The organism is Pseudomonas sp. FDAARGOS_380 (assembly GCF_002591235.1).
GTDB classification, from domain to species: domain Bacteria; phylum Pseudomonadota; class Gammaproteobacteria; order Pseudomonadales; family Pseudomonadaceae; genus Aquipseudomonas; species Aquipseudomonas salmasensis.
Window position 1 is genome coordinate 5,121,403 of sequence record NZ_CP023969.1, and the last position, 21,817, is coordinate 5,143,219.

At 57.8% G+C, this 21,817-nt stretch carries 15 protein-coding genes; 5 read left to right on the forward strand and 10 right to left on the reverse strand.

Annotated elements, in window-relative coordinates:
- The 5 genes from CRN80_RS24075 to CRN80_RS24095 all read right to left on the reverse strand — a co-directional run bounded on the left by CRN80_RS24075 (window position 1) and on the right by CRN80_RS24095 (window position 4,431).
- The gene (locus CRN80_RS24075) at window positions 1-468 is read right to left on the reverse strand and encodes a M10 family metallopeptidase C-terminal domain-containing protein (RefSeq protein WP_098951542.1); all 468 of its coding nucleotides are present in this window, start codon (window positions 466-468) and stop codon (window positions 1-3) included.
- A 189-nt stretch (window positions 469-657) separates the two neighbouring features.
- Complete coding sequence (locus CRN80_RS24080; RefSeq protein ID WP_098951544.1) at window positions 658-1,737, reverse strand: polyamine ABC transporter substrate-binding protein; 1,080 nt, start codon at window positions 1,735-1,737, stop codon at window positions 658-660.
- Window positions 1,738-1,797: 60 nt separating this feature from the next.
- Window positions 1,798-2,139: a cupin domain-containing protein gene (locus CRN80_RS24085; protein WP_098951546.1), complete on the reverse strand. Its 342-nt coding sequence runs from the start codon at window positions 2,137-2,139 to the stop codon at window positions 1,798-1,800.
- Window positions 2,140-2,165: 26 nt separating this feature from the next.
- Window positions 2,166-3,572 (reverse strand): FAD-binding oxidoreductase, encoded by a 1,407-nt coding sequence (locus tag CRN80_RS24090; RefSeq protein WP_098951548.1) that lies wholly within the window; start codon window positions 3,570-3,572, stop codon window positions 2,166-2,168.
- A 49-nt stretch (window positions 3,573-3,621) separates the two neighbouring features.
- On the reverse strand, window positions 3,622-4,431 hold the full coding sequence (locus CRN80_RS24095) for an AraC family transcriptional regulator (protein WP_098951549.1): 810 nt from the start codon (window positions 4,429-4,431) through the stop codon (window positions 3,622-3,624).
- 257 nt (window positions 4,432-4,688) lie between these two features.
- Here CRN80_RS24095 and CRN80_RS24100 point away from each other — a divergent pair, with 257 nt between their 5' ends.
- Complete coding sequence (locus CRN80_RS24100; protein WP_014718395.1) at window positions 4,689-4,961, forward strand: DUF1652 domain-containing protein; 273 nt, start codon at window positions 4,689-4,691, stop codon at window positions 4,959-4,961.
- A 537-nt stretch (window positions 4,962-5,498) separates the two neighbouring features.
- Here the strand turns inward: CRN80_RS24100 and CRN80_RS24110 are convergent.
- Entirely contained in the window at window positions 5,499-7,961 is a 2,463-nt protein-coding gene (locus tag CRN80_RS24110; RefSeq protein ID WP_098951552.1) for a UvrD-helicase domain-containing protein, read from the reverse strand.
- A gap of 217 nt (window positions 7,962-8,178) precedes the next feature.
- Between CRN80_RS24110 and CRN80_RS24115 the strand changes: the two genes are divergently transcribed.
- Window positions 8,179-8,874, forward strand: coding sequence for a pirin family protein (locus CRN80_RS24115; protein ID WP_098951554.1), 696 nt, complete (start codon window positions 8,179-8,181; stop codon window positions 8,872-8,874).
- Window positions 8,875-8,988: 114 nt separating this feature from the next.
- Here CRN80_RS24115 and pgm read toward each other — a convergent pair whose 3' ends face one another.
- The 4 genes from pgm to CRN80_RS24140 form a co-directional block, all read right to left on the reverse strand.
- A complete protein-coding gene (gene pgm, locus CRN80_RS24120; RefSeq protein WP_044273695.1) occupies window positions 8,989-10,632 on the reverse strand; it encodes a phosphoglucomutase (alpha-D-glucose-1,6-bisphosphate-dependent) in 1,644 nt (547 codons plus the stop codon).
- Window positions 10,633-11,412: 780 nt separating this feature from the next.
- Window positions 11,413-12,816 (reverse strand): PLP-dependent aminotransferase family protein, encoded by a 1,404-nt coding sequence (locus CRN80_RS24130; protein WP_098951556.1) that lies wholly within the window; start codon window positions 12,814-12,816, stop codon window positions 11,413-11,415.
- A gap of 36 nt (window positions 12,817-12,852) precedes the next feature.
- Window positions 12,853-14,277 carry a hypothetical protein gene (locus tag CRN80_RS24135; protein ID WP_169918352.1) on the reverse strand — a complete coding sequence of 475 codons (1,425 nt, stop codon included), beginning with the start codon at window positions 14,275-14,277 and terminating at the stop codon, window positions 12,853-12,855.
- A 705-nt stretch (window positions 14,278-14,982) separates the two neighbouring features.
- Entirely contained in the window at window positions 14,983-16,005 is a 1,023-nt protein-coding gene (locus CRN80_RS24140) for a zinc-dependent alcohol dehydrogenase family protein (RefSeq protein WP_032891964.1), read from the reverse strand.
- 268 nt (window positions 16,006-16,273) lie between these two features.
- Here CRN80_RS24140 and CRN80_RS24145 point away from each other — a divergent pair, with 268 nt between their 5' ends.
- The 3 genes from CRN80_RS24145 to CRN80_RS24155 all read left to right on the forward strand — a co-directional run bounded on the left by CRN80_RS24145 (window position 16,274) and on the right by CRN80_RS24155 (window position 21,448).
- Window positions 16,274-17,188: a LysR family transcriptional regulator gene (locus CRN80_RS24145; RefSeq protein ID WP_014718389.1), complete on the forward strand. Its 915-nt coding sequence runs from the start codon at window positions 16,274-16,276 to the stop codon at window positions 17,186-17,188.
- 830 nt (window positions 17,189-18,018) lie between these two features.
- On the forward strand, window positions 18,019-20,682 hold the full coding sequence (locus tag CRN80_RS24150; RefSeq protein WP_098951559.1) for an ATP-binding domain-containing protein: 2,664 nt from the start codon (window positions 18,019-18,021) through the stop codon (window positions 20,680-20,682).
- A gap of 142 nt (window positions 20,683-20,824) precedes the next feature.
- A complete protein-coding gene (locus CRN80_RS24155) occupies window positions 20,825-21,448 on the forward strand; it encodes a hypothetical protein (protein WP_098951560.1) in 624 nt (207 codons plus the stop codon).
- Window positions 21,449-21,817: the final 369 nt, after the last annotated feature.

A 21,817-nucleotide genomic window follows, 5' to 3' on the forward strand; every position in this document is an offset into this window, starting at 1 on the left:
TTAATCCGAATGAAAGAAATTAATATGCTGCGGCAATAAATTTACACCATCAACGCGTACAGAAAAGTTCGGCCCTTCAGGGTTGACCTTGATATTCAAAGTGCTCACGCCAAACTCATGGGTCAGTTGCACATCCCCCACGTCCACGGGCGGGCCAGATTGAATATTAATGGCTGAGATGTTGTGGTCTTTTAATACCCCGGATACATCGATTTCATCCTCCTTGGGGTTGAAGTTCAGGATCGTGTCGGGGTCATCGCTAAGGGAGTCAGTGCTTTTTTCATATTTGAATGTATTTTCACCTTGCCGGCCTACCAGTTGGTCGGCACCGCCACCACCGATGAGCACCGAGGGCTCGCCGCGCTTGGCTTCCAGACGCTCACGCTGGTCTGTGCCGCGCAAGGTCGGCGGGCTGTTTTCCGGATGGGTCCACGTGCCGCCGGTGGGAAGGCTTTCTATTGAGGACATATAAGTCACCTGTCAGAGAGTGAGTGTATGTGAAAGTGTTACGCGTTGCGGGTCGAAATCTCTCACGCAGGCAATAACACTTTCCACTCCAAATAATTGACATCAAATGTCGTAACTATGACGTGATTATTTATATCACCCAGTAACGATGACTTATCGCTCTTTACGTCAGCACTGTTTTCCTCTTACTCAGCGCCCCGTGCGAATGGTGTTCCAAACCCGAGTACGCACCCGGTCGATGTTCAACGGCATGGCTTCCAGAGCAAATAACTTGCCCATCATTTCCGTGCTTGGATACACCTTGGTATCGGCCTTGATTGCCGGGTCTACCAGGCTGTCGGCCGCCGCGTTGCCGTTAGCGTAGTGCACGTAGTTGGTGATACTCGCCATCACGTCGGGGCGCAGCAGGTAGTTCATGAAGGCATAGCCGGCTTTTTCATTGGGGGCGTCGACGGGCATAGCCACCATGTCGAACCAGATCGCCGCGCCTTCCTTGGGAATGTTGTAGCCGATATTCACGCCGTTCTTGGCTTCCTTGGCGCGGCTTTCGGCCTGCAGGATGTCGCCGGAGAAACCGACGGCGACACAGATATCACCATTGGCCAGGTCAGCGGTGTATTTCGAGGAATGGAAATACGCCACGTAAGGTCGCACTTTCATCAGCAGGGCTTCGGCCTTTTTGTAGTCCTCAGCTTTTTTGCTGTGGTGCGGCAAGCCCAGGTAATTCAGCGCGGCCGGCAGCAGTTCCGGGCCGTTGTCGAGGATGGCGACCCCGCATTTTTGCAGCTTGGCCATGTTTTCCGGTTTGAAGATCAAGTCCCAGGAATCCACCGGGGCGTTGTCGCCGAGCACCGCCTTGACCTTGTCGATGTTGTAGCCAATGCCGGTGCTGCCCCACAGGTACGGGAAGCCGTGGGCGTTGCCAGGGTCGTTATTTTCCAAGGCCTTGAGCAGCACCGGGTTGAGGTTTTTCCAGTTGGGCAACTGGCTCTTGTCGAGCTTTTTCAGGGCCCCGCCCTGGATCTGCCGCGCCATGAAATGGTTGGAGGGGAACACCACGTCGTAGCCCGATTTACCGGTCATCAGCTTGCCGTCGAGGGTCTCGTTGCTGTCGTACACGTCGTAGGTGAAACCGATGCCGGTGTCTTTCTGGAAATTCCGGGTGGTGTCCGGCGCGATGTAGTCCGACCAGTTATAGATCTTCACGGTTTCGGCGGCCTGGCTGATAGAGGCCACCAACATCAAGGGCAACAGGGCAATGGCTTTCATGGTTCGATTTCCTGGCGGTTTTAGGGCTGTTTTTATGGCAGGCGATCAAGGATCAAAGCGTTACAGAATCAGGACGTAGGTCTTGCGCACGGTTTCCTGGATATCCCAGATACCGGTGCTATTGGCTGGCAACATCAGTGCGTCACCGGCTTGTATGTGCAGGGTTTCTCCGTTGTCGGGCGTGAAGGTGCAGCGCCCTTCGATGAAATGGCAGAACTCCTGGGACGTGATCTGCCGACGCCAGCGCCCCGGCGTACACGCCCAAATGCCGGTCTCGACGCCGTCGTTGCGCTCCACGCTCAGTGTGGAGGCCACGGCGATGGGCTCGCCCAGGGGCGCCGCCACCGGTGATGAGTCCGGCAGCGGGGTGTTCAGCGTGTCTTTGAATTGGGTGATGCTCATGGGGCTTCCCCTGTGGGTGGAATGGGTTAGTGCATGAAACCTTCCATGAAACCGGCAATGCTGGTTGCCAGCTTGCGGCGCCAGGGCGGGGTATTGGGGTTGGCCAAGACTTGGTCTTCGTGGACAAAACTACGAATGATCGCGTTGTAGCCCAGCCAGCGGCACGGCTCCGGCTCCCAGGGTTTGAGTGCTTTGAGGCCGCCTTCGCGAATGACCCAAGGTTGTTGAGTCAGCAAGGTGTCGCGCCCCAGGATCAAATCGGCCAGGGTGCGGCCGCCGAGGTTGGTGGCACCCACGCCCTCCCCGCCATAACCGCCGGACAGTGCGATGCCAGTGGCAGGGTCACAGAGCATGTGCGGACGAAAACGGCGCGACATGCCGAGGTTGCCGCCCCAGGAGTGGGTGATCCTGGCCTTCTTCAGCTGTGGGAAGAGCTCGCCAAACAGGTAACGACGTAACTCCACTTCGCTGTCCGTCAGGTCGAAGTTGTGCCGTAACTTTCCGGCAAATTGATAGCCGCCACGGGCGCCGAACACCAGGCGATTGTCGGCCGTACGCTGGCCGTAGGTGACTTGTCGGCTGCTCTCGCCAAAAGCCTGGCCCTGGCTGAGCCCGATGTCTGCCCAGGTGCTGGCCGGCAGCGGTTCGGTGGCGACGATCAAACTCTGCACCGGTAACTGGTAGCGGCCCAAAGGCGGCAAGGTATTAGCGTATCCCTCGACCGCAGGCACTACCCAAGCGGCGCGCACGCTGGCCTGGCCGGTGCGCAGGCTGCCGGACTGCCAATGGGTGACGGGGCTGTTCTCGTAGATGGCTACACCCAGGTTCTCAACGGCCCGCGCCAGGCCACGCACCAGTTTCGCCGGGTTGATGGTCGCGACGTGAGGGGCATAGATGCCGCCATAAGGCTTGGCAATACGGACCTGCTCGGCCAATTGCTGCGGGCTGAGCCAGCGGTAGTCGTCTTCGGTGAGGCCCTGGGCGTACAGCTTGTCCAGATAGCGGCGCAGGCTGCCTTCCTGCTCGGGGTAACGTGCGGCGCAATACAAGGCGCCACCTTTGCGGTAATCGCAGTCAATGCCTTCACGGGCCAGCACCTGGGCCACTTCATCGGGAATACCGTGCAGCAGGTCAAACGAAGCGCGCCGCTGCTGGGGGGCAAGCCCTGACAGCAGACGGTCTTCCCCCAAGAGGTTGCCCATCAACCAGCCACCATTGCGCCCGGATGCGCCGAAACCGGCCGTTTGCGCCTCGATGATTGCAATTTTCAACTCGGGGGCCTGGCGCTTCAGGTAATAGGCGGTCCACAGGCCGGTGTAGCCGGCGCCGATAATCGCCACATTGACGTCCAGGTCGTGCTCCAGCGACGGCCGCGCCACCAGCGGGTCGTCCAGCTGGTCCATCCATAAACTGATACTGCGCCATGCCGGCATGCCAGGTTCCCCTACCTCGGTTCGATAGGGTCGATCCTAGAGCGCCGCGTCAGGGACTGTCTTGCGCGCGTGCACGCAGAGAAATTTGTTTGAGGTACGCCTTGGGCGATTGCCCGGTGTGCTGGCGAAAAGCGCTGTAGAACGCCGAAAGTGAATTGAAACCGGCGGCAAAGGCCAGATCATCCACCTTGATGGGCGGTGTGGCGCAGTCCAGCGCGGCCAGCAAATGCTGGAGTCGCGCCTGGTTCACGTAGCGATAGAAGCTCTGCCCCAGCACTTGGTTCAGCAGGTAGGACATCTGGTTGCGACTGTAGCCACAGGCCTTGGCGACCCGCTGCAGATCCAGCTCCGGGTCCAGGTACGGTTGCTGACGCTCGAAATATTGTTGCAGGTCATTGGCCATATAACCCAACTGCTGGGGCGACAGACCCAGGCGGATGACCGTCGGGCGCAGCGCCTGGGTCGGTTGCTCATGCACCAGGGACGCATATTCATTCACCCGCCAGATCAACCCGTCGCGCACGGTAATGGCCTCACTGGTGCGAAACGACACCAGGCCCTGGCCGCCACGCAAGGTAATGCGGTACTGGATAAACGCCGTATCGCCATCGGCGCGGATGCGATCAGTGTGTTCAATCGCCTCGTCTGCCTCACGGGGCATGCTGGCCTGCAAGTACTCGCGCAACTGGGCATAGCCCATCACACGGTTCTGGAAGAAATCGTGGTACTGGATGTCGGGGTGATAGTAGGCCATCACTCCATCCAGATCGCGATGGCGCCAGCACAAGTGATGGCGCAGCACCAGCGCGCCGGTAGCTTGGGAATTCTGATACTCATCGTCTGGAGCGATGTCGGGCATATCGGGCTCTACCGCGGAAAAAATACTTGAGACTGCCGAAGTTTACCCGCCTCTTCAAGAGTCAAATCGAGCGCCTGACTAATGGCCTTTTGCCTATTCCTCTGTAGGACATGATCCATATCAAAATTAGGCGAAACAACCGCTGAACGGGCCCAAAAAAGTCACCTTGCCGTTGCGAACGAATGCTATTTTTAAGCCCTTATCTGTCATGACCAGTGAAGGTCCTGGCCCCTGCCGCGAGCTAAAGGAAGCGCTCAATGAACAAGGTGGGCAACATGAACAAAGTGACATTCCCCAACGCCTGCCAGCTGATGCGCTGGCATTTTCACCCGATGGGCTTCGAGGGCAGCATGGACGCCCCCGGCAGCATGATCGCCCGCCTGTTCGACCGGGCCAGCGGCGAGACATTGATCGCCATCGCGGGGATCCCGTGCGCCACGGTGATGAACGCGGCTGATGTGGAGCGCATCATCGAGGCCGTGGAGGATGAATTGGAGAGTTTTGTGCCGCCGGTTTCGTTGCGGGCGTGAGGCAGGGCAACAGGCCGTAGCGGCCCACTCCAACGGTAACCACGATGCGAAGCGAGCCGCTCTTGATCTTGATCTGCTTGTGATCTTGATCTCAGGCGCCCCGTTAAACCACGCTGGCCGAACGCAGGCTTGAATTCGTGGGTAACCCGGCAGGACGCCGGGTTAGCCGCCCCGCGCCATGGATGGCGCGTGGCGGCGGCCCACGGATTCAAGACTGTGTTCGGGCACACCGAGCCTAAGCGAGGTGCCGAGTGGTGGGGCAAGAGCGTTTTGCTTACTTTTGCGCTTTTCAAAAGTGAGCCGCCGTCAGGGCGGAACCCTAAGTGGCCGTTACCGCAGCAATGGATATGCACACAATCCACTGTGTTGACTGCCAGGCCGCCTTCGCGAGCAAGCCCGCTCCCACATTTTTGATCGTGGGGTTTCAGGTAGATAGGTATCGGCTGGTAGGCCGTCATCGCAGGCAAGCCAGCTCCCACATTTTCGATCGTGGGGTGTCAGGTGGATGGACTCCGGCTGGCAGGCCGCCATCGCAGGTCAGCCAGCCCCCTTCACTGAACGCTGATCATCAAAAAACACCTTCCTGCCATCCACCCGCTCAGACGCCCTCGGCACATTCACACCCTGGCCTTCCGGCTTCTCCACATACCAATAACAATGGCTGACCGCCCGGGTAATCCCCACGTAGGCCAGGCGCAACACTTCGTCTCTCTGCGCATTGTCATAAGGCTCGCTGTCCCCATCCTTGCCCAAACCCGCCATGCGATACACCTGGTTCTTGTACGGCGAACTGGTGACATGCTGACAATCACCCAGCAAAAACACCGCATCCGCCTGCAAGCCCTTGGCACTGTGATAAGTCAGCTGTTTAAGCCTGCGCGCCTGAGGCGCCAAGCTAGAATCCACATTAACTACAGACTGAATATGCTCTTGAATCAATAACTTATCGCTACTTTTTCGATAAAGCATCAGGATCGAATCGCCCCGCTGATAATGCTCCAACAACCGCTGCCCCAGTGCCGCGTCGTCACGCTCCAACACCGTGACGGGCACCAATGCCTTGGGCTCGCCACTGGCCTTGGCCTTCTTGCCCGGAATGGCCGGTGCACTGCGTACGATATGTTCAGCAGCGTCGATGATGTGCTGGTGGCTGCGGTAGTTTTCCCCCAGCATCACGCGGGTAGTGCTGGGCGAAACAAACTCCTTGTTGAACTCCATGAAGTACTTGGGCGAACTGCCGCGCCAGCCATAGATCGATTGCCAGTCATCCCCCACGCACAGCAACGATGAGCGTTGCGCCCCACGCCCGACATGCATGGCCGGCCCGCGGCTGCGGATTTCCCACAGGCTGGCGCGGATCCAGGACACGATCTGCGGCGACACGTCCTGGAATTCATCGATCATCAGGTGCGACATCGGTCGCAACAGCGGATCACTCAGCAGCTTGAGGTTCTCCGGGGTGTTTTCGCCAAACAGCGAGAACATCCGGTTGTAGGTCATGATCGGCGGCGACTGTTCCAGCAGGTGATCTTCCAGGGCCTTCCAGAAAATGCTCAAGGCCTCGAAGAACAGCCGGTCCGGGTCGTCCTTGGCAAAGCTCATCTGGCCAACCGCCGTAGGCACATCCAAACCGAGGTTCTCGATAAACCCGGCCGCCATGACAAAACTGTCCAACAGGGGCGCCGAAGCGAGTTCGCCTTTGACCTTGTAATCAAAGCCCGGCCCGGCGGTGGCATCGCCACCCAGGCTGCTCAAAAGGCGCCTGGAAGATTCGTAATTATCCAGCCATATCAGCGGCTTATTGCAGAAAGCTTGAAACAACGTGCGCTTCACCGCCCATTCTGCACGCACCGAGAGTTTCGAATTCGGCCGACTGATCTGCGGGTTTTCGCGCCCATCGAACCCCAGCACCACCCAGGCATCCAGCTCCGGGATATAGCCGTGGCAATGAAATTGCGCGCCGTTGATTTCAAAGGTCTGACGGCTGGGTTCGATGCCTTTGATCGGCCAGGCGCCGGCGCGAAACCACAGGTCTTCAATCACATCACAGAGTTCTTCATCGCGCTTGGCCGCCAATTCAGTCACGGCCATGCGCTTTTGCACGTCCGGATGATCGCGCTCCAGCTCCTTGAGCTGCAGGCCATGGCGAGCCAAGGGCGCAATCAACTCACGAAAACGCTGATGGCGGCCATACAAGCGGTGATAACAGGCGTTCATCTGCTGGCGCTGGGCGTCACTGATACGCAGGTCAAAGGCATTGGTGTCGGCGTCTTCGAAACCACCACTGAGGTTCTCAAAGGCCTGCAGCCGCTCAAAGCCCGGCAGGCTGCGCACCATCGGCAGGATGCGCGAATGAAAGGTGCGCACCACCGCTTGGGCTTCTTTGCTGCCAAGGGGTTGGCCCCACAGGCTGAGAATCTCCATGAGCTTGCTGATGAAGTCCTTGCGCGACTCGCGAGTGAACGTCACCACCGTCATCGAACTTAGCTCAAAGCCCAGGTAATGGCAGAGCAGCAGGATGCGCAGCACCAAGGACGTCGACTTGCCGGCGCCTGCGCCCGCAATCACCGAGGTCGAGGGCGTGTCGCTGAAGATCATCTTCCATTGCGCCGCACTTGGCTGCGCGTGGGCTGGCAGCAGGCGCGCGACATCGGCCTTCATGCGTTTCTTCACCTCTGCGGTGAGCGGCAATCGCCAATCGTCGAACAGGCTGTCATCTACGCCTGGCGCACGGTGCTCATCGGGGCGAAAGTCACGAATCAGCAGGACCTGGCGGCCCTCTTCAATGCCATCGGCCTTGCCCTCGCGATAACCGTATTCAACGCCCGCCTCATGCCCACTGCGAAAGCCGTCGGCCTGGCCATGCAACCAGGAAAACCGATGCTGCGCACGCAAACGGGTGAGCCCATGGCCGAACAGGCGAGCGGCAAGCCGCTTCAACAGCGGCATTTCAGCCAAGGGGCGCAGTTCGGGGGGTAGATCAGGCTGTTGTTGCGACACGCGGACTCCTGCGGTGAGCTTGTTTTGACCAGGCCACCATGGTCGCCGGAAACGCCGCCCAGTTCCAGCCAAATGCTTTGCTGTCATGCAGTTAGGCGATGAAGTGAAAGTGAACACCGGGGTAAACCATCGAACAAATAGATAATAATTCGGCAGTTTTTACGCTTTTTCTCGATCATGCGCTGCTGGATGATGGGCCCATCAACAGGAGACGATCATGCTTGAACTTCGACCTTTCACCAGCCTGGGCGGCGCCCACCATGGCTGGCTTGACGCTCATCACCACTTTTCCTTTGCCGAATACCACGACCCCAAGCGCATGCACTGGGGCAACCTGCGGGTGTGGAACGACGACATCATCGCCCCGGGCAGCGGCTTTCCCCAGCACCCGCACCGCGACATGGAAATCATCACCTATGTGCGCGAAGGCGCCATCAGCCATGCCGACAACCTGGGTAACAGAGGCCGCACTGAAGCCGGAGATGTACAGGTAATGAGTGCAGGCACTGGCATTGCCCACAGCGAGTACAACCTGGAGGCCACGCCGACCAAGATCTTCCAGATCTGGATCATCCCCAATGAAGCGGGCTTGCCGCCGTCCTGGGGCGCCAAACCGTTTCCGCAAGGCAACCGCGAGGGCTTTGTAACGCTGGCCAGCGGCAAGGCTGGCGACAGTGAAAGCTTGCGGATTCGTGCGGATGCACGCTTGGTGGCGGCGAACCTGAAGGCCGGGGAAAGCGCGGAGTACCGGCTGGACAGCGGTCGCCGTGCCTACCTGGTGCCAGCCACGGGCGTGATTGACGTCAATGGTGTGCGGGCACAGGCACGAGACGGTGTGGCGGTTGAGGATGAACAAGTGTTGCGGGTGACCGCAATCGAGGACAGCGAAATCGTGCTGGTGGATCTGGCCTGATCATGTAGGAGCGAGCTTGCTCGCGAAGAACTCACCGGCACCGCGTTCACTCAGGAAGCACGCGTTATCGTTGACGTTTTTCGCGAGCAAGCTCGCTCCTACATACAGTGTCAGTTATTGGCTGATCGCGCCGTCTACCAACACCTGCGCTTCTTCCACCAGTTGCTTGAGGTGTTCTTCGCCAATGAAGCTCTCGGCGTAGATCTTGTAGATGTCCTCAGTGCCCGAAGGCCGTGCGGCAAACCAGCCGTTTTCGGTCATGACTTTCAAACCGCCAATCGCCTGGTTGTTGCCCGGCGCATGGCTGAGGATCTGCTGGATGCTCTCCCCAGCCAATTGCGTGGACGTGACCTGCTCCGGTGACAGTTTACCCAGCAGGGCTTTTTGCGCTGGAGTGGCCTTGGCATCCACGCGAATGGCGAACGGCTCACCCAGGGCATCGGTCAAGCCACGGTAGATCTGGCTCGGGTCCTGGCCTTTGCGCGAGGTCATTTCCGCGGCCAGCAAGGCCGGGATCAGGCCGTCCTTGTCGGTGCTCCACACGCTGCCGTCTTTGCGCAGGAACGAGGCACCGGCGCTTTCTTCGCCGCCGAACCCCAACGAACCTTCGAACAAGCCATCGGCAAACCACTTGAAGCCCACCGGCACTTCGTACAGGCGACGACCGATGCGCGCCGCGACGCGGTCGATCAGGCCGCTGCTGACCACAGTCTTGCCCACGGCCGCGTCGGCACGCCAGTCCGGGCGGTTCTGGAACAGGTAGTCGATGGACACCGCCAGGTAGTTGTTCGGCGCCAGCAAACCACCGGAAGGCGTGACGATGCCGTGGCGGTCGTGGTCCGGGTCACAGGCAAAGGCAACGTCGAAGCGTTCCTTGAGCCCGATCAGGCTTTGCATGGCGTAGCTGGAGGACGGGTCCATGCGAATCTGGCCATCCCAGTCGACGCTCATGAAGCGGAAGGTTGCGTCGACCTCGGTATTCACCACGTCGAGGTTCAAGCGGTAATGCTCGGCAATCGCCGACCAGTAGCGCACCCCTGCTCCGCCCAATGGATCCACGCCCAAGCGCAGGTCAGCGCTGCGGATCGCGTCCATGTCGATCACATTGATCAGGTCGGCCACATAGCTGTTGAGGTAGTCATGGCGATGGGTGGTGTCTGCCTTGAGCGCCTGGGCGTGAGTGATGCGCTTGACCCCGGCCAACTTGTTGGCGAGCAGTTCGTTAGCCTTGGCTTCGATCCACTTGGTGACGTGGGTGTCGGCCGGGCCACCGTTAGGCGGGTTGTACTTGTAGCCGCCACTTTGCGGCGGGTTGTGGGACGGTGTAATCACAATGCCGTCCGCCAGGCCGCTGGTACGGCCACGGTTGTAGCAGATGATGGCGTGGGAAATCGCCGGCGTCGGCGTGTACTCGTCGCCCTCGGCCAGCATCACGTGCACGCCGTTGGCCGCCAGGACTTCCAACGCACTGGCACCGGCTGGCGTCGACAATGCATGGGTATCCAGGCCGACAAACAATGGGCCAGTAATGCCCTGCGCTTCGCGGTACAGGCAGATGGCCTGGCTGATAGCCAGCACATGCCACTCGTTGAAACTCAGTTCGAACGAACTGCCACGGTGCCCGGAGGTACCAAAAGCCACGCGCTGAGTGGAGATCGCTGCATCAGGCTGGCCGGTGTAGTAGGCCGTGACCAGTCGCGGGATATCCACCAGCAACTGGGCTGGCGCCGGTTTGCCCGCAAAAGGACTGATAGTCATGCATAAACCTCGAAAAGAAGGATTCGGAAAAAATGACAGTTTACTGGGACTTGGACTACTGCGCGACGGTATCGATCCGACAGCCTGAAGAGAAATTTCGGATAATTGAGGTGAGGATATGTACTCGGCCTGACAGCCTGATCGGCTGTCAGGCCCCTATCGCAGCATAGGTATCGACGCTGGACCTGTGGCGAGGGAGCTTGCTCCCGTGACGGCCCTGCAGACGGCGCTGATATAACTGACGCGCCGAGATCTAAATGTGGGAGCTGGCTTGCCTGCGAAGACGGCCTGACAGTCAACACAGTTGGACCGTGTATATATCCATTGCTGCGGTAACGGCCACTTAGGGTTCCGCCCTGACGGCGGCTCACTTTTGAACAGCGCAAAAGTAAGCAAAACGCTCTTGCCCCACCACTCGGCACCTCGCTTAGGCTCGGTGTGCCCGTAATCCGCCAGTGATTTGGGGGGCCGCCGCCACGCGCCATCCATGGCGCGGGGCGGCTAAACCGGCATCCCTGCCGGTTTACCCCCCAAATCCCTGTCGAATTCCGGCCAGCGTGGTTTAACGGGGCGCCTGAGATCAAGATCACAAGCAGATCAAGAGCGACTCGCTTCGCATCGTGGTTACCGTTTGCTGCTACAGCCCACAAAGTTGTGTAGATACCTATATCCCACATTGGATAGTTGTAGGAGCGAGCTTGCTCGCGAAAAACTCACCGGCGCCGCGTTTATTCAGGCAGCGCGCGTTATCGTTGACGTTTTTCGCGAGCAAGCTCGCTCCTACCCAGTCTGCGCCTGCCGTAGTGACTGTGCCAGCGTATCCAGGGCGATGTCGAGGTTGGGATGGCCACTAAAGGTATGGCTCAAGCGCATATGCTGGTGATGCAAACCACTGAGGCTGAACAGCTCGCCCGGGGCAATCACCACCTGCTGGGCGAGCATGCGCTGAAACACCAGGCGCATGTCCACCGGCGCCGTCGACTGCAACCAGAAACTCGCCCCGGCCACGGGCATGCGGTAATGCACCCGCCCTTGCAGACGCACATCCAAGCGGTGACTCATGGCGTGGGCCTGCTCGTGAAGGCGCTGACGCAGCGTCTGCAGGTGCTGGTCAAACCGCCCACTTTCATAAAGCCGGGCAATGGCGCGTTGTCGGATAGCGGACAGTCGAAATGAACGCAGCAAGAATTGGCGCTGCAATTCACTGCTCATCTGCCGCGCCAGCAAGTAGCCAAAGGGGGCTTCCGGGCCCAACACCTTTTCGAACGAAGAAAACACGATCAGCCGCTCTGGGTTGACCAGGCTGCGCAAGGCCGGCCCGGGCGGCGCAAAGCTCAGGTCACCGAAGGTATCGTTCTCCAGCAACCAGCAGCCGTGCTGGTCGAGCAGTCGCGCTACGTGCAGCCGCTCGGGTTCGGTCATGGTGTTACCCGAGGGCATGCTGACCACGGATGAGAGCAGCACAAGGTGCACCGGCTCATGGCGCAGCAAGTGCTCCAATGCGGCCAGGTCCGGTCGGCCGTCGGCACGCCAGGGCCATTCAATAACCCGCACGCCAGCGGCCTGTAGCAGGCGCAACACCAGGTAATCGCAGGGCGATTCAACCACCACCACGGTGCCTTTGAGGCCCAGGGCATCAATGAGGATGTCCAGTACGCCTTGAAGGTCGGCCCCCACATACACTTCATCCGCTTGCCAGCAACGGGTGGGCGACGAGGTATAACGGGCGGCCAAGGCGGCGCGCAACTCCCACACACCGCAGGGTTGCGAGGGTTGAAGGTGATGGGGATACCGGCGTACCAGTTGGCGCTCCAGCGCCAGCAGTGCGCCATCGAGCGACCCCAACAGCGCCGGTTCATCACCACTGAGTACCACCATCGCCGGGCGCCGTGCAGCCGTGTACAAACGCTCGAGCAGATCAGTACCGGCCATAAGGGGCGCGTTTGCAACCACGGGCCAGGCGAAGTAGCCGGATTTGGCCACCGAGTACACTCGGCCTTCCTTTTCCAGCAACGAATAGGCGTACTGAATCGTCGAGATCGACACATTCATGCGCGTCGATAACTGCCGCAGGGACGGCAGTTTCACCGGCGTTTCTCGGCTGACTTCGTTGATCAGGTTGATCATGTAGCGGTACACCGCCTGATAGGCAAAGTCTACTTGCCGCTCCCCCCGAAGGTTCATCGTTGCTCACCGGCGCTCATTGGCGGACACACGTTGCTAACGCCCCGACACTTGGGCGACGCGCGCCTGGGGCCGCGCGAAAGCTCGTTTGCGCGCCCGCGTGCCGCGTCCTTCCAACAGCGGGCGCTTACGATACAGGTGCTGCAACAGCGGCAGCGGCAACCCACTGGTATCCACCAGCCACTGGTGCAGGATGTCCGCTGCGGGTTTGCCCTGTAGTGCCTTGTGGAGTTCGGGGAGCGCCACCAGCATGCCGGGATGGCATTGACGCAAGAAACTCTCCAACCGCTCGCCATGCTGAACAAAGGGTGCAAATAACAGGCAGGTCAGCTGGTTGTCGTCCAGACCCGAGAACTCCTGGATGTAGGCGGTGGACAGCAACTGCCCTTCTCGCCCGGACGCTTCTTTGATCAGCGCGACCGGCACTTGCCTGCGGTGCAGGAAGTCTGCCGCACGTCGAACAAACCCCGCGACGCCATGTTCGTAGGAAAGCTCACGCAGGCACTGGGCCTGCACGCCGTGCAAATGCGCCATGAGCAATGGGTTGGGATAGGCAGGATGGCTGAAATGGAACTCAAACGGGTCCCGCTTGTGGGCGAGAAACCCAGTGAGCAGTGGCGCATGCCCGACGTCGGCGTCTTTGAGCAGGTCGGCGATGCCGATATAGGCCAAATGACGATGCCCGCCCCGGCCCGGACTTTCGTTGCCCGCATAGTGCTCGCCATAGAGGTCGCGATAGCAACCCACACTCCACTCCTCCATGCGTGCAAACCATGCATTGAGCGACGATGGCTTAGCGGGCGCAAAGGTAAGGCCAGTGGCCAGCGCGCTTTTTTTCAGCCACGCGATGTATTGGCTTTGCTTGCGTGCTGAATCACCGCTGACCAGGGCATGCACGCCGCCGTTCCAGGTAGCGACCCGCTGATAGAAATCGCCCAGGGCCAGGAGCGTGTCGTCGCACAGGGCGGCGCGGATATCCCCGGACGTCAGGTGCCCGATCATCAGCTTGTTACGCTGGCTGATTTCCCGAGCGGCACTGGATGCCGGGCGCTGATGGTTGAACGGCAGCACCTCATGGTTTTCCACCATCAACAGCTCTACCCGTGGGTCGTCATGGAAGAACAGCGCTGCGTAGCCTTGATTCAGGGAGTCGAGCGTTGCCTGAGTCATACCGGCATGCCGCAATGTTGCCACCCGTATCTGAAACGTCTTGGGCGAGCGGCCAGCAATGGTCAGTTGCGCCGCACGCAGCAACGCGAGGGTGTAGCTGCTCACTTCGCCGCCACCATGGGCGATCAGTACTTTGTAATTGCCCACTTGTTCCATGCCGCCTGCGGCCACCACGATTCGGTGAACGAGCAATTGAAGTGACGTTCGTTCGGCGCGCGTAAAGTGCCCGATTAAACGTTGCAGAACTTGCTGGTAAACATAGCTCATGGCTTGTTCATGAATAGTGCTCATCGTTCTACTACCTGAGTTGAAATATCAGTTTCAAGCAACTACCAAACAGCGTTGCTCGACCTATTACATCTGTAGGCTTGTCTTCCATTGCGCAGCACAAGTTTGAGTCAACATTAGCACCTTGCAACAAAAGCGCAGGTGAGAGCATTGAGGGCGCCCATGGCCGCCCCGCCGGAGAATCCAGCGCCTGCGCGGGCTCCAGCGAACTAGCTGTTAGCCTTAAGAATGTTCCGACAACGTCCTACACTGTTTTAACTAAGAAATTAGAGAAGCGTCCGACGAATATTAATCACCTGCCCACCTTCGCTGCGCGCAAGGCAACAGGGTATTCGTTTTGCACTTTGCGGGAGAAACAATCCGAGCCTCGTTAGTTCTGAAGGTGCGTGACGCAACTGCCGTGTAATCAATCATGGCTCAATCCTTGAGATGACAATGAAGACTCAATTATCGGCACTCAAATAATGATTAACAGATACAGAACGGCGTCAAAAAGCAGCTCAGATGACCTGCCTGCCCAACTTAAATGACGCCCACACACAAGCGCCGCACTGGATTTCAGGGCGGCGCACGGCAATAACGGTATTGTTTGCGGGGCGCAACGCCCCTGCGGCGGCTCAACCCCGGTGCGGGTTAAGCCCTGTCAAATGGCGCATTTGCCTCATCAGCTCAGGCGCCAGAGCATTCATTTGCGAATACTCCTACAGCTCAAACAGCTTCAACCTGCAACGCCACCCGTTCGCGACACGGGCATTCATCCATGTATCGGTGCGCTTCGACGAACTGACTGAACGGAAATACCGTGGTTTTCAGTGGGACAAGCACCCGGTCGGCCGTCAGCTGGTTGATATCGCGCAACGCACGCTGCAACGCCACCTGATCCTGGATAATGCCCAGCTCCGGCTTGCCGGTGAAGTTGCCGATACAGTGCACAAAGAACTGGATGTTCTTCTGGAACGCCGCACAGGCCGGGAATGGCGTCTGATTGCCACCTTGCAGGCCATACAGCACCAGGCTGCCACGCGGCGCCAGGACGTCACCGAGCAGCGACATCTGCGGGCCACCCAGGCCATCGAACACCACGTCGACGCCACGGTTGTCGGTGAACTTGTTGATCTGCATCAGCAGGTCTTGTTCTTCGGTCACAATGACTTTTTCTGCCCCGAGAGACAGCAGGTATTCGCGTTCAGCACTGTCTTTGGTGGCGGCAATCACCCGCACACCCAGGGCCTTGCCCAGCTGCACAAACGAAGGGCCGGCACAGTGGCTGGCGTCCGTCACCAGGGCAAACTGGCCGGGTTTGACCCGCGCCAGGTCCATGTAGGCAAAGTACGCAATCAGCAGCGGCGTGTAATGCACGCTGGCTTCAATCGGGCTCAAGACATCCGGGTAGCGGGTCAGGGCCGAACGGGGCAAGACGATCTGCTCGCCATACACCGGGTAATCATTGGGGCTCTCGGCCGGAAAACTGGCCACCTTATCGCCCACTGCCAAGTCATCCACGCCGTCGCCGAGGGCAACTACGACACCGGCCATTTCATGGCCCAGGCCAGAAGGCAGGCGTGCATGGGAAGACGCCAGGTTCTGGCGCCACAGAATGTCGTACCAGCTGATACCGATCGCGTCGACACGCACCTGCACTTCGCCCGGTGCGGGCTGCGCGGCTGCATGCTCTTCGCATTTGAGCACCTCGGCCGGACCAAACTTGTGAAAACGGATCGTGCGGGACATCGCAAACCTCGTCAAAGTAACCTCTAATGCCATGAACTTTATCTGGGCTTTGGGGGTAAGACCACCGGTCACCATTAATAGTCGACATGCCTGTCATTGATTCCGCGAAGGAGGAACACCCCTCAACTGTCGTAGGAAAAATCAATTAGCCGGTGCAGAGTACCAGCCTTTCCCCGTAAGATTCATGCCGGTCATCCTTCTGAATCGAACCTCAGGGGTTGCTACGTGACCGCTCACATCAAGTTTGCTGACTCTTCCAGGACACAAGATGAACCGTAACGACCTGCGTCGTGTCGACCTTAACCTCTTGATCGTATTCGAAACCTTGATGCATGAGCGCAGTGTGACCCGCGCCGCCGAGAAATTGTTCCTCGGCCAGCCGGCCATCAGCGCGGCACTGTCACGCCTGCGCGGATTGTTCGATGACCCCCTGTTCGTGCGCACCGGGCGCAGCATGGAACCCTCGGCCCGCGCCGTGGAAATCTTCGCCCTGCTCTCCCCGGCCCTGGACTCGATCTCCACCGCCGTCAGCCGCGCCGCCGAATTCGACCCGGCCACCAGCACCGCAGTGTTTCGCATTGGCCTGTCCGACGACGTGGAATTCGCCCTGCTCCCGCAACTGCTCAAACGCCTGCGCTCCGAAGCCCCCGGCATCGTGCTGGTGGTACGCCGCGTCAACTACATCCTGATGCCCGGCCTGCTCGCCTCCGGAGAAATCTCCATCGGCGTCAGCTACACCGCCGACCTGCCCGCCAACGCCAAACGCAAGGTACTGCGCCGCAGCCTGCCCAAACTGCTGCGCGCCGACAGCGTACCGGGCTCGCTGAGCCTGGACGACTTCTGCTCACGGCCCCACGCGCTCGTGTCCTTTGCCGGTGACTTGAGCGGGTTTATCGATGAAGAGCTGGAAAAACTCGGCCGCAAGCGCCACGTTGTACTCGCGGTGCCGCAGTTCAACGGCCTGGGTACATTGCTGGCGGGTACGGACATTTTGGCAACGGTGCCGGATTATGCGGCGGAAGCGCTGACCTCGGCGGGTGGTTTGCGTGCCGAGGATCCGCCGTTGCCGGTGCGCTCGTTTGAGCTGCATATGGCGTGGCGGGGGTCGCAGGATAATGATCCGGGGGAGCGGTGGTTGAGGTCGCGGATTCAGATGTTTTTTGGGGATCCGGATAGTCTTTAGGTTTCGTCGGGTAGGCTGATCATTTGATCATTCCTGGCTTTTCATAGGCATGGAGATCCATCCATTTCCAGAGGATCGCTACATTGGGGGCATATCTGAGGGTATGTTTTGGATGGTTTGAAAAGGATCCCCCAGTCTGAGGTCCATCCGCCCCTTCTCGAAAAAGTTAAACGCTGCTGCTCCCAAACCGCTGTCCAGCGCTATCAAATCACTTCAGTTTATAGATTTGAAGCGTCCTTCTGGCGCCTCTGAAATCCTGAAAATCCGTCCAGGAACGACAACCACAGTGGTCGTTGGAAAGAAACAGTAGAAGTAGCCATGGCCTGCCCCGTGACAACCGACGCCAAGAAGCTGGTTATTCAGCTTTCTGCGGCACTCCGGGCCTCGAAAGGCTCGTTGTGATTATGTTGAGCTCTGTCCGCCTGATCGAAAATGAACCGATCCCTCGCCCGCGTGCTCGTCAATGACGATGACGCATAACAAATACCAACTTAGAGACCTGGTCGAGCCACTAGCGCCGCATACTGTAAAGGCAAAAAGATGCTGCTCGGGAGCTCAGAGCCCCGCTACCCCGCTTCACAACCATCACGCATTCCAACAGCACATCGACCGATGATACCAAGCAGTCAACCTCAGCAGAGTTGCCACCACTTCATTGGATGACTCTCACTGCATGGATGCATCCATTCATGGCAATATGCTAGCAACCAATGCCGCGACGATTTAGGATATGAGTTAACCGACAGACATCGTTATCTTGAGCATAGGAAGCTGCTCACTCGCATGCCTTGCCGCTCAGGTCACGCCCATTCGAAACAGGGAGAGCTTCAATGAGTTCCAGTGATGCCTTGGAAATTGCCAACGACGCATTAGATTCGTTCCACCAAATCGAACAAATTGCTTCAAAGCAGCTCGCCACTGGAAGTCGCGAGGCCTTTGATGCCTTGGCAGTCGTTAATACCTTCACTGGCGCGGCGGCCGTCGAGCAGATTGCATCCATCTCTGACGACGTGACCAAATCGCTTGCTAGCCTCGTTCGAGAGCCAGCTGTCTCACGTATAGTAGTTGAGAATGACAAAGGCCAAGTGGAGACCTACTACATCTGTCGTACGACTGGAGGATTTGTTCTTAATCACGGCAAGCTAGCAGGCTACCGCTCACCGTTCGGTCGCTTGGCTGCTCATGGCGCTGGTGAGGACGTTGATCTAGAAATCGCGGGTAAAAAAGTCAGCTATCGGGTCTTGGGCAAACTCGATCTGAAGCCTCAGAAGAGTGCTGAGCTCTGGGACTCAATCGACAGCATTTGGCGACAAGAACGTTTAGCACCTCAGACGATTCCTTCTCTTCGTAAAGTTATCCTGCCGGATGACAGCAATGCCTTCTTCGCCATGCTTGGCGGCAAGTCTGAAACCGAGAAGATCCGGGAAGGTGTGCGTCACGAAATCCGAAATGCTATGGCCCTTCGAGACCAAGCGATTCTCGACAAATTCCAAGACGAAATCTTTCGCCTCTCAGTAGACCACCAACTAATCATCCTGGGCCCTCCCGGGACAGGCAAGACAACCACCTTGATCAAACGCCTCGGCCAGAAGCTGGATTGGGAAGCCCTTAGCCAGGACGAACGCCTCCTGCTGGGCCCTCAGTCTAAGCGCTCGCGCTGGATGATGTTCACGCCTTCAGACCTCTTAAAGCATTACGTCAAAGAGGCCTTCAACCGTGAGAATGTCCCGGCTTCTGACGAGCACATCAAGACCTGGAGCAAGCGCCGACATGAGCTGGCAAGGTCGACACTTGGCATCCTCAAGACGGGCAACGGTGGCACATGCATTCTCAAGGAGGATCACCAATTCGCCCCGATGGACATCAACGATGATCCGCGCCAGTGGTTCGCCGATTTCAAGTCACTACACCAAAGCCGCCTCCTCTCCTCCCTGAAGGAAGGAGCAATTCTGCTGAGGGATTCGGCTCCTAACCTAGTAGACGCAGTTGTGCACAAGCTGTTTGCCACGGTCGATGGACTTCAGCCGGAAGGACTGCAGAGCGCCTATGCCGAGTGGAACAATCTCGAGGCGCGGATTGACCCTATGCTCAAAGCCAGTCGTGCAACCTCAGATAAGCTGATACAACAGCAAGGTAACCTCCTCCATAACCGGAACAATGCTGTCTTCGGGGAGATGGCCACCTTTCTCGAAGTCCTCGGTCAAAACGATGATGAAGACGAAGATGGTACCGAGCTTGATGATGATAACGGAGAGGAAGGAACAGGCACGCCCACGCACACAGCAGAGCTCAAAGCATTCGCGGCTTACCAAACGTTTCTCCAGACCTATGCGCGTACTCGCTATCGCAATGGCAATCTAGGTAAGGCAAGCCGTGCAGCTCAAATACGAGACTGGCTTGGGGATCGAGTCCCCTCCGATGAATGGCTTAAAACGCTTGGGCGAGAGATGTGCTTCCAAAACGCACTAAGGCGCTTCAGGAATGCATGGAGACGCTACGTACTTGACGTCCCTGCAAGCTACAGAGCATTCCGTCGCGACAGCGTGACGCTTGATAGGTATAGCTATCAGCGACCAGAGCACGCTTCTCACATTGATGAGACTGAACTCGACGCAATTCTCCTTCTCATGCTTCGATCCGCTCGCGACCTCATCCGCCAAGATTTCGTGAAGCGGCATATAGACGAACCTCGCTTCACCGAGCTTGCCAGGATCTCGAGCCAATTCCTGCAGCAAGTCCTAGTAGACGAAGCCACGGACTTCTCGCTCCTCCAGCTTGCTTGCATGGAGAGCCTGACTGACCCTGCTATTGAATCGTTCTTCGCCTGCGGAGATTTCAACCAACGGATCACAGGGGTTGGCCTCAAACACCTCGATCAGCTTGGGTGGATTTCCCCTCGCCTCAAGCCTCAGCGAATCAACACGGTATATCGGCAGAGTCGCCTATTGAACAGCTTTGCCATCAAACTGCTCGAACACATGGATGGAGACACTGAAGCAGTAGGCAGCCTGCCGGAGCATTCCTCTCACGAAGGCGTACCGCCGGTGCTAGGGGAAAACCTCCAGGGTGAAGATGTCGTCACCTGGATCGCCGAGAGGATCTTTGAGATCGAAGATCAGATCCGCTCCAAAAATGAGCCGGTTCCTACGATTGCCGTCCTGGTCGCATCCGAGGCGCACGTGAAACCCGTTGCCGAAGCGCTCACCAAAAAACTAGGGAGCAGGAGTCTGCTCGCGGTTCCTTGTGTCGATGGCCAGTCTTTGGGTAGCCAGTCCGATATCCGGGTGTTTGATGTCCAGCACATCAAGGGGCTAGAATTCGAAGCCGTGTTCTTCATAGGGCTGGATGAGCTCGTCGAAGCAAAACCTACTCTGTTCGAGCGATTCCTGTATGTAGGTGCCACCCGGGCAGCGACATACCTCGGTATGGTCTGTCATCAGGAGCTGCCATCTGCCTTGTCGAACCTTCGCCCTGCCCTCGCCCAGCGCTGGTAGCGCCTGGCAAATGCTTTCGCCGAGTCAAAGGAGATTTGATCCGGCGGAGCAACTATATGCCCCCAAAGGTACACGATCTCAAAGCCCTCACAGTCGAAGAATCCTGACTGTAATACGACATTCGATGAATTAAGGACTGTTTATGGCACTGCCAAAGCTGAGCGAGCAACAAGACGTGAGGCGAGTCATTCATCATGAGCTAGGACACTGGCTGATGGCCCGAGAGGTAGGATTCAAGATCGGAGGCGTTTGCGTTGACACCTACCGCGGAAAGGCCGCAGGTGCTGCAACTGTATTTCCAAAACCTTCTAATAAGCTAGTTTCAGCACAAGCAGTTGAAGAATATCTGACGAATAGAATTATGGTGCTATGCGCTGGAGTGATCGCTGAGATTGAATGGTATGTGAAAAATACCCTCAATTTTAAAACAGAGAACGTCAATGACGTTTATGAGAACGGTGTCATTGACACTTCCGGCCTTACTGACAAAGGAAGGATTGACGAGCTAATGATAATACTCACCGGCATTCGAACCGAACCAACTGCAATAAAAACAGAAGCAGACCAAACCCAGCGAAATCTGTTCATAGAGGTTTACGAAGAAACACGAAGAATTTTCGTCGGGTTCAAGGATAAATTATTCGCACTTGCCAAACTGGTAGAAAATGAAAAATGGACGTCAGTTACTGAGCTAACCGTCCCGAATAACAGACTAATTGAGCTAGACGAGATCACGACTGCAAGCTCTATGGAAACCACAAGATAAATATTTGACTAGCACTAGGAATCAAGCAATTAGCCAAGCACGGCAAAGCATGATTCGTTGCGCTTATACCCAACAATCTCAACACGACATTTAAATGCTAAAATTCGTCTTTGTCACGAACAATTGTAAATTCAGGTAAGGCTCTCCCTCTGCATCTCAACCAGAGTGCCCTCGTTGGCAACCCACTTGTCGGCCAATTGAAGAGGGAGGCTCTGGGTCCAACCAGCCTATCGAGACCCAAGACCAGAAAGTTTGAGTACCACTTCAATACTGGACAATCGCTTGTTAGGCGTTTTCCGTGACCAAGCACCCGGCATTACGCTCCAGCTGTCGATGGAGACAAGGATCGATGCCCACTGGCAAAATCAT

What these genes read in the sequence shown, in the direction of transcription:
- CRN80_RS24075 (WP_098951542.1), bottom strand. Translation starts at nt 468, where the DNA reads ATGTCCTCAATAGAAAGCCTTCCCACCGGCGGCACGTGGACCCATCCG.
- CRN80_RS24080 (WP_098951544.1), bottom strand. Translation starts at nt 1,737, where the DNA reads ATGAAAGCCATTGCCCTGTTGCCCTTGATGTTGGTGGCCTCTATCAGC.
- CRN80_RS24085 (WP_098951546.1), bottom strand. Translation starts at nt 2,139, where the DNA reads ATGAGCATCACCCAATTCAAAGACACGCTGAACACCCCGCTGCCGGAC.
- CRN80_RS24090 (WP_098951548.1), bottom strand. Translation starts at nt 3,572, where the DNA reads ATGCCGGCATGGCGCAGTATCAGTTTATGGATGGACCAGCTGGACGAC.
- CRN80_RS24095 (WP_098951549.1), bottom strand. Translation starts at nt 4,431, where the DNA reads ATGCCCGACATCGCTCCAGACGATGAGTATCAGAATTCCCAAGCTACC.
- CRN80_RS24100 (WP_014718395.1), top strand. Translation starts at nt 4,689, where the DNA reads ATGAACAAGGTGGGCAACATGAACAAAGTGACATTCCCCAACGCCTGC.
- CRN80_RS24115 (WP_098951554.1), top strand. Translation starts at nt 8,179, where the DNA reads ATGCTTGAACTTCGACCTTTCACCAGCCTGGGCGGCGCCCACCATGGC.
- pgm (WP_044273695.1), bottom strand. Translation starts at nt 10,632, where the DNA reads ATGACTATCAGTCCTTTTGCGGGCAAACCGGCGCCAGCCCAGTTGCTG.
- CRN80_RS24130 (WP_098951556.1), bottom strand. Translation starts at nt 12,816, where the DNA reads ATGAACCTTCGGGGGGAGCGGCAAGTAGACTTTGCCTATCAGGCGGTG.
- CRN80_RS24135 (WP_169918352.1), bottom strand. Translation starts at nt 14,277, where the DNA reads ATGAGCACTATTCATGAACAAGCCATGAGCTATGTTTACCAGCAAGTT.
- CRN80_RS24140 (WP_032891964.1), bottom strand. Translation starts at nt 16,005, where the DNA reads ATGTCCCGCACGATCCGTTTTCACAAGTTTGGTCCGGCCGAGGTGCTC.
- CRN80_RS24145 (WP_014718389.1), top strand. Translation starts at nt 16,274, where the DNA reads ATGAACCGTAACGACCTGCGTCGTGTCGACCTTAACCTCTTGATCGTA.
- CRN80_RS24150 (WP_098951559.1), top strand. Translation starts at nt 18,019, where the DNA reads ATGAGTTCCAGTGATGCCTTGGAAATTGCCAACGACGCATTAGATTCG.
- CRN80_RS24155 (WP_098951560.1), top strand. Translation starts at nt 20,825, where the DNA reads ATGGCACTGCCAAAGCTGAGCGAGCAACAAGACGTGAGGCGAGTCATT.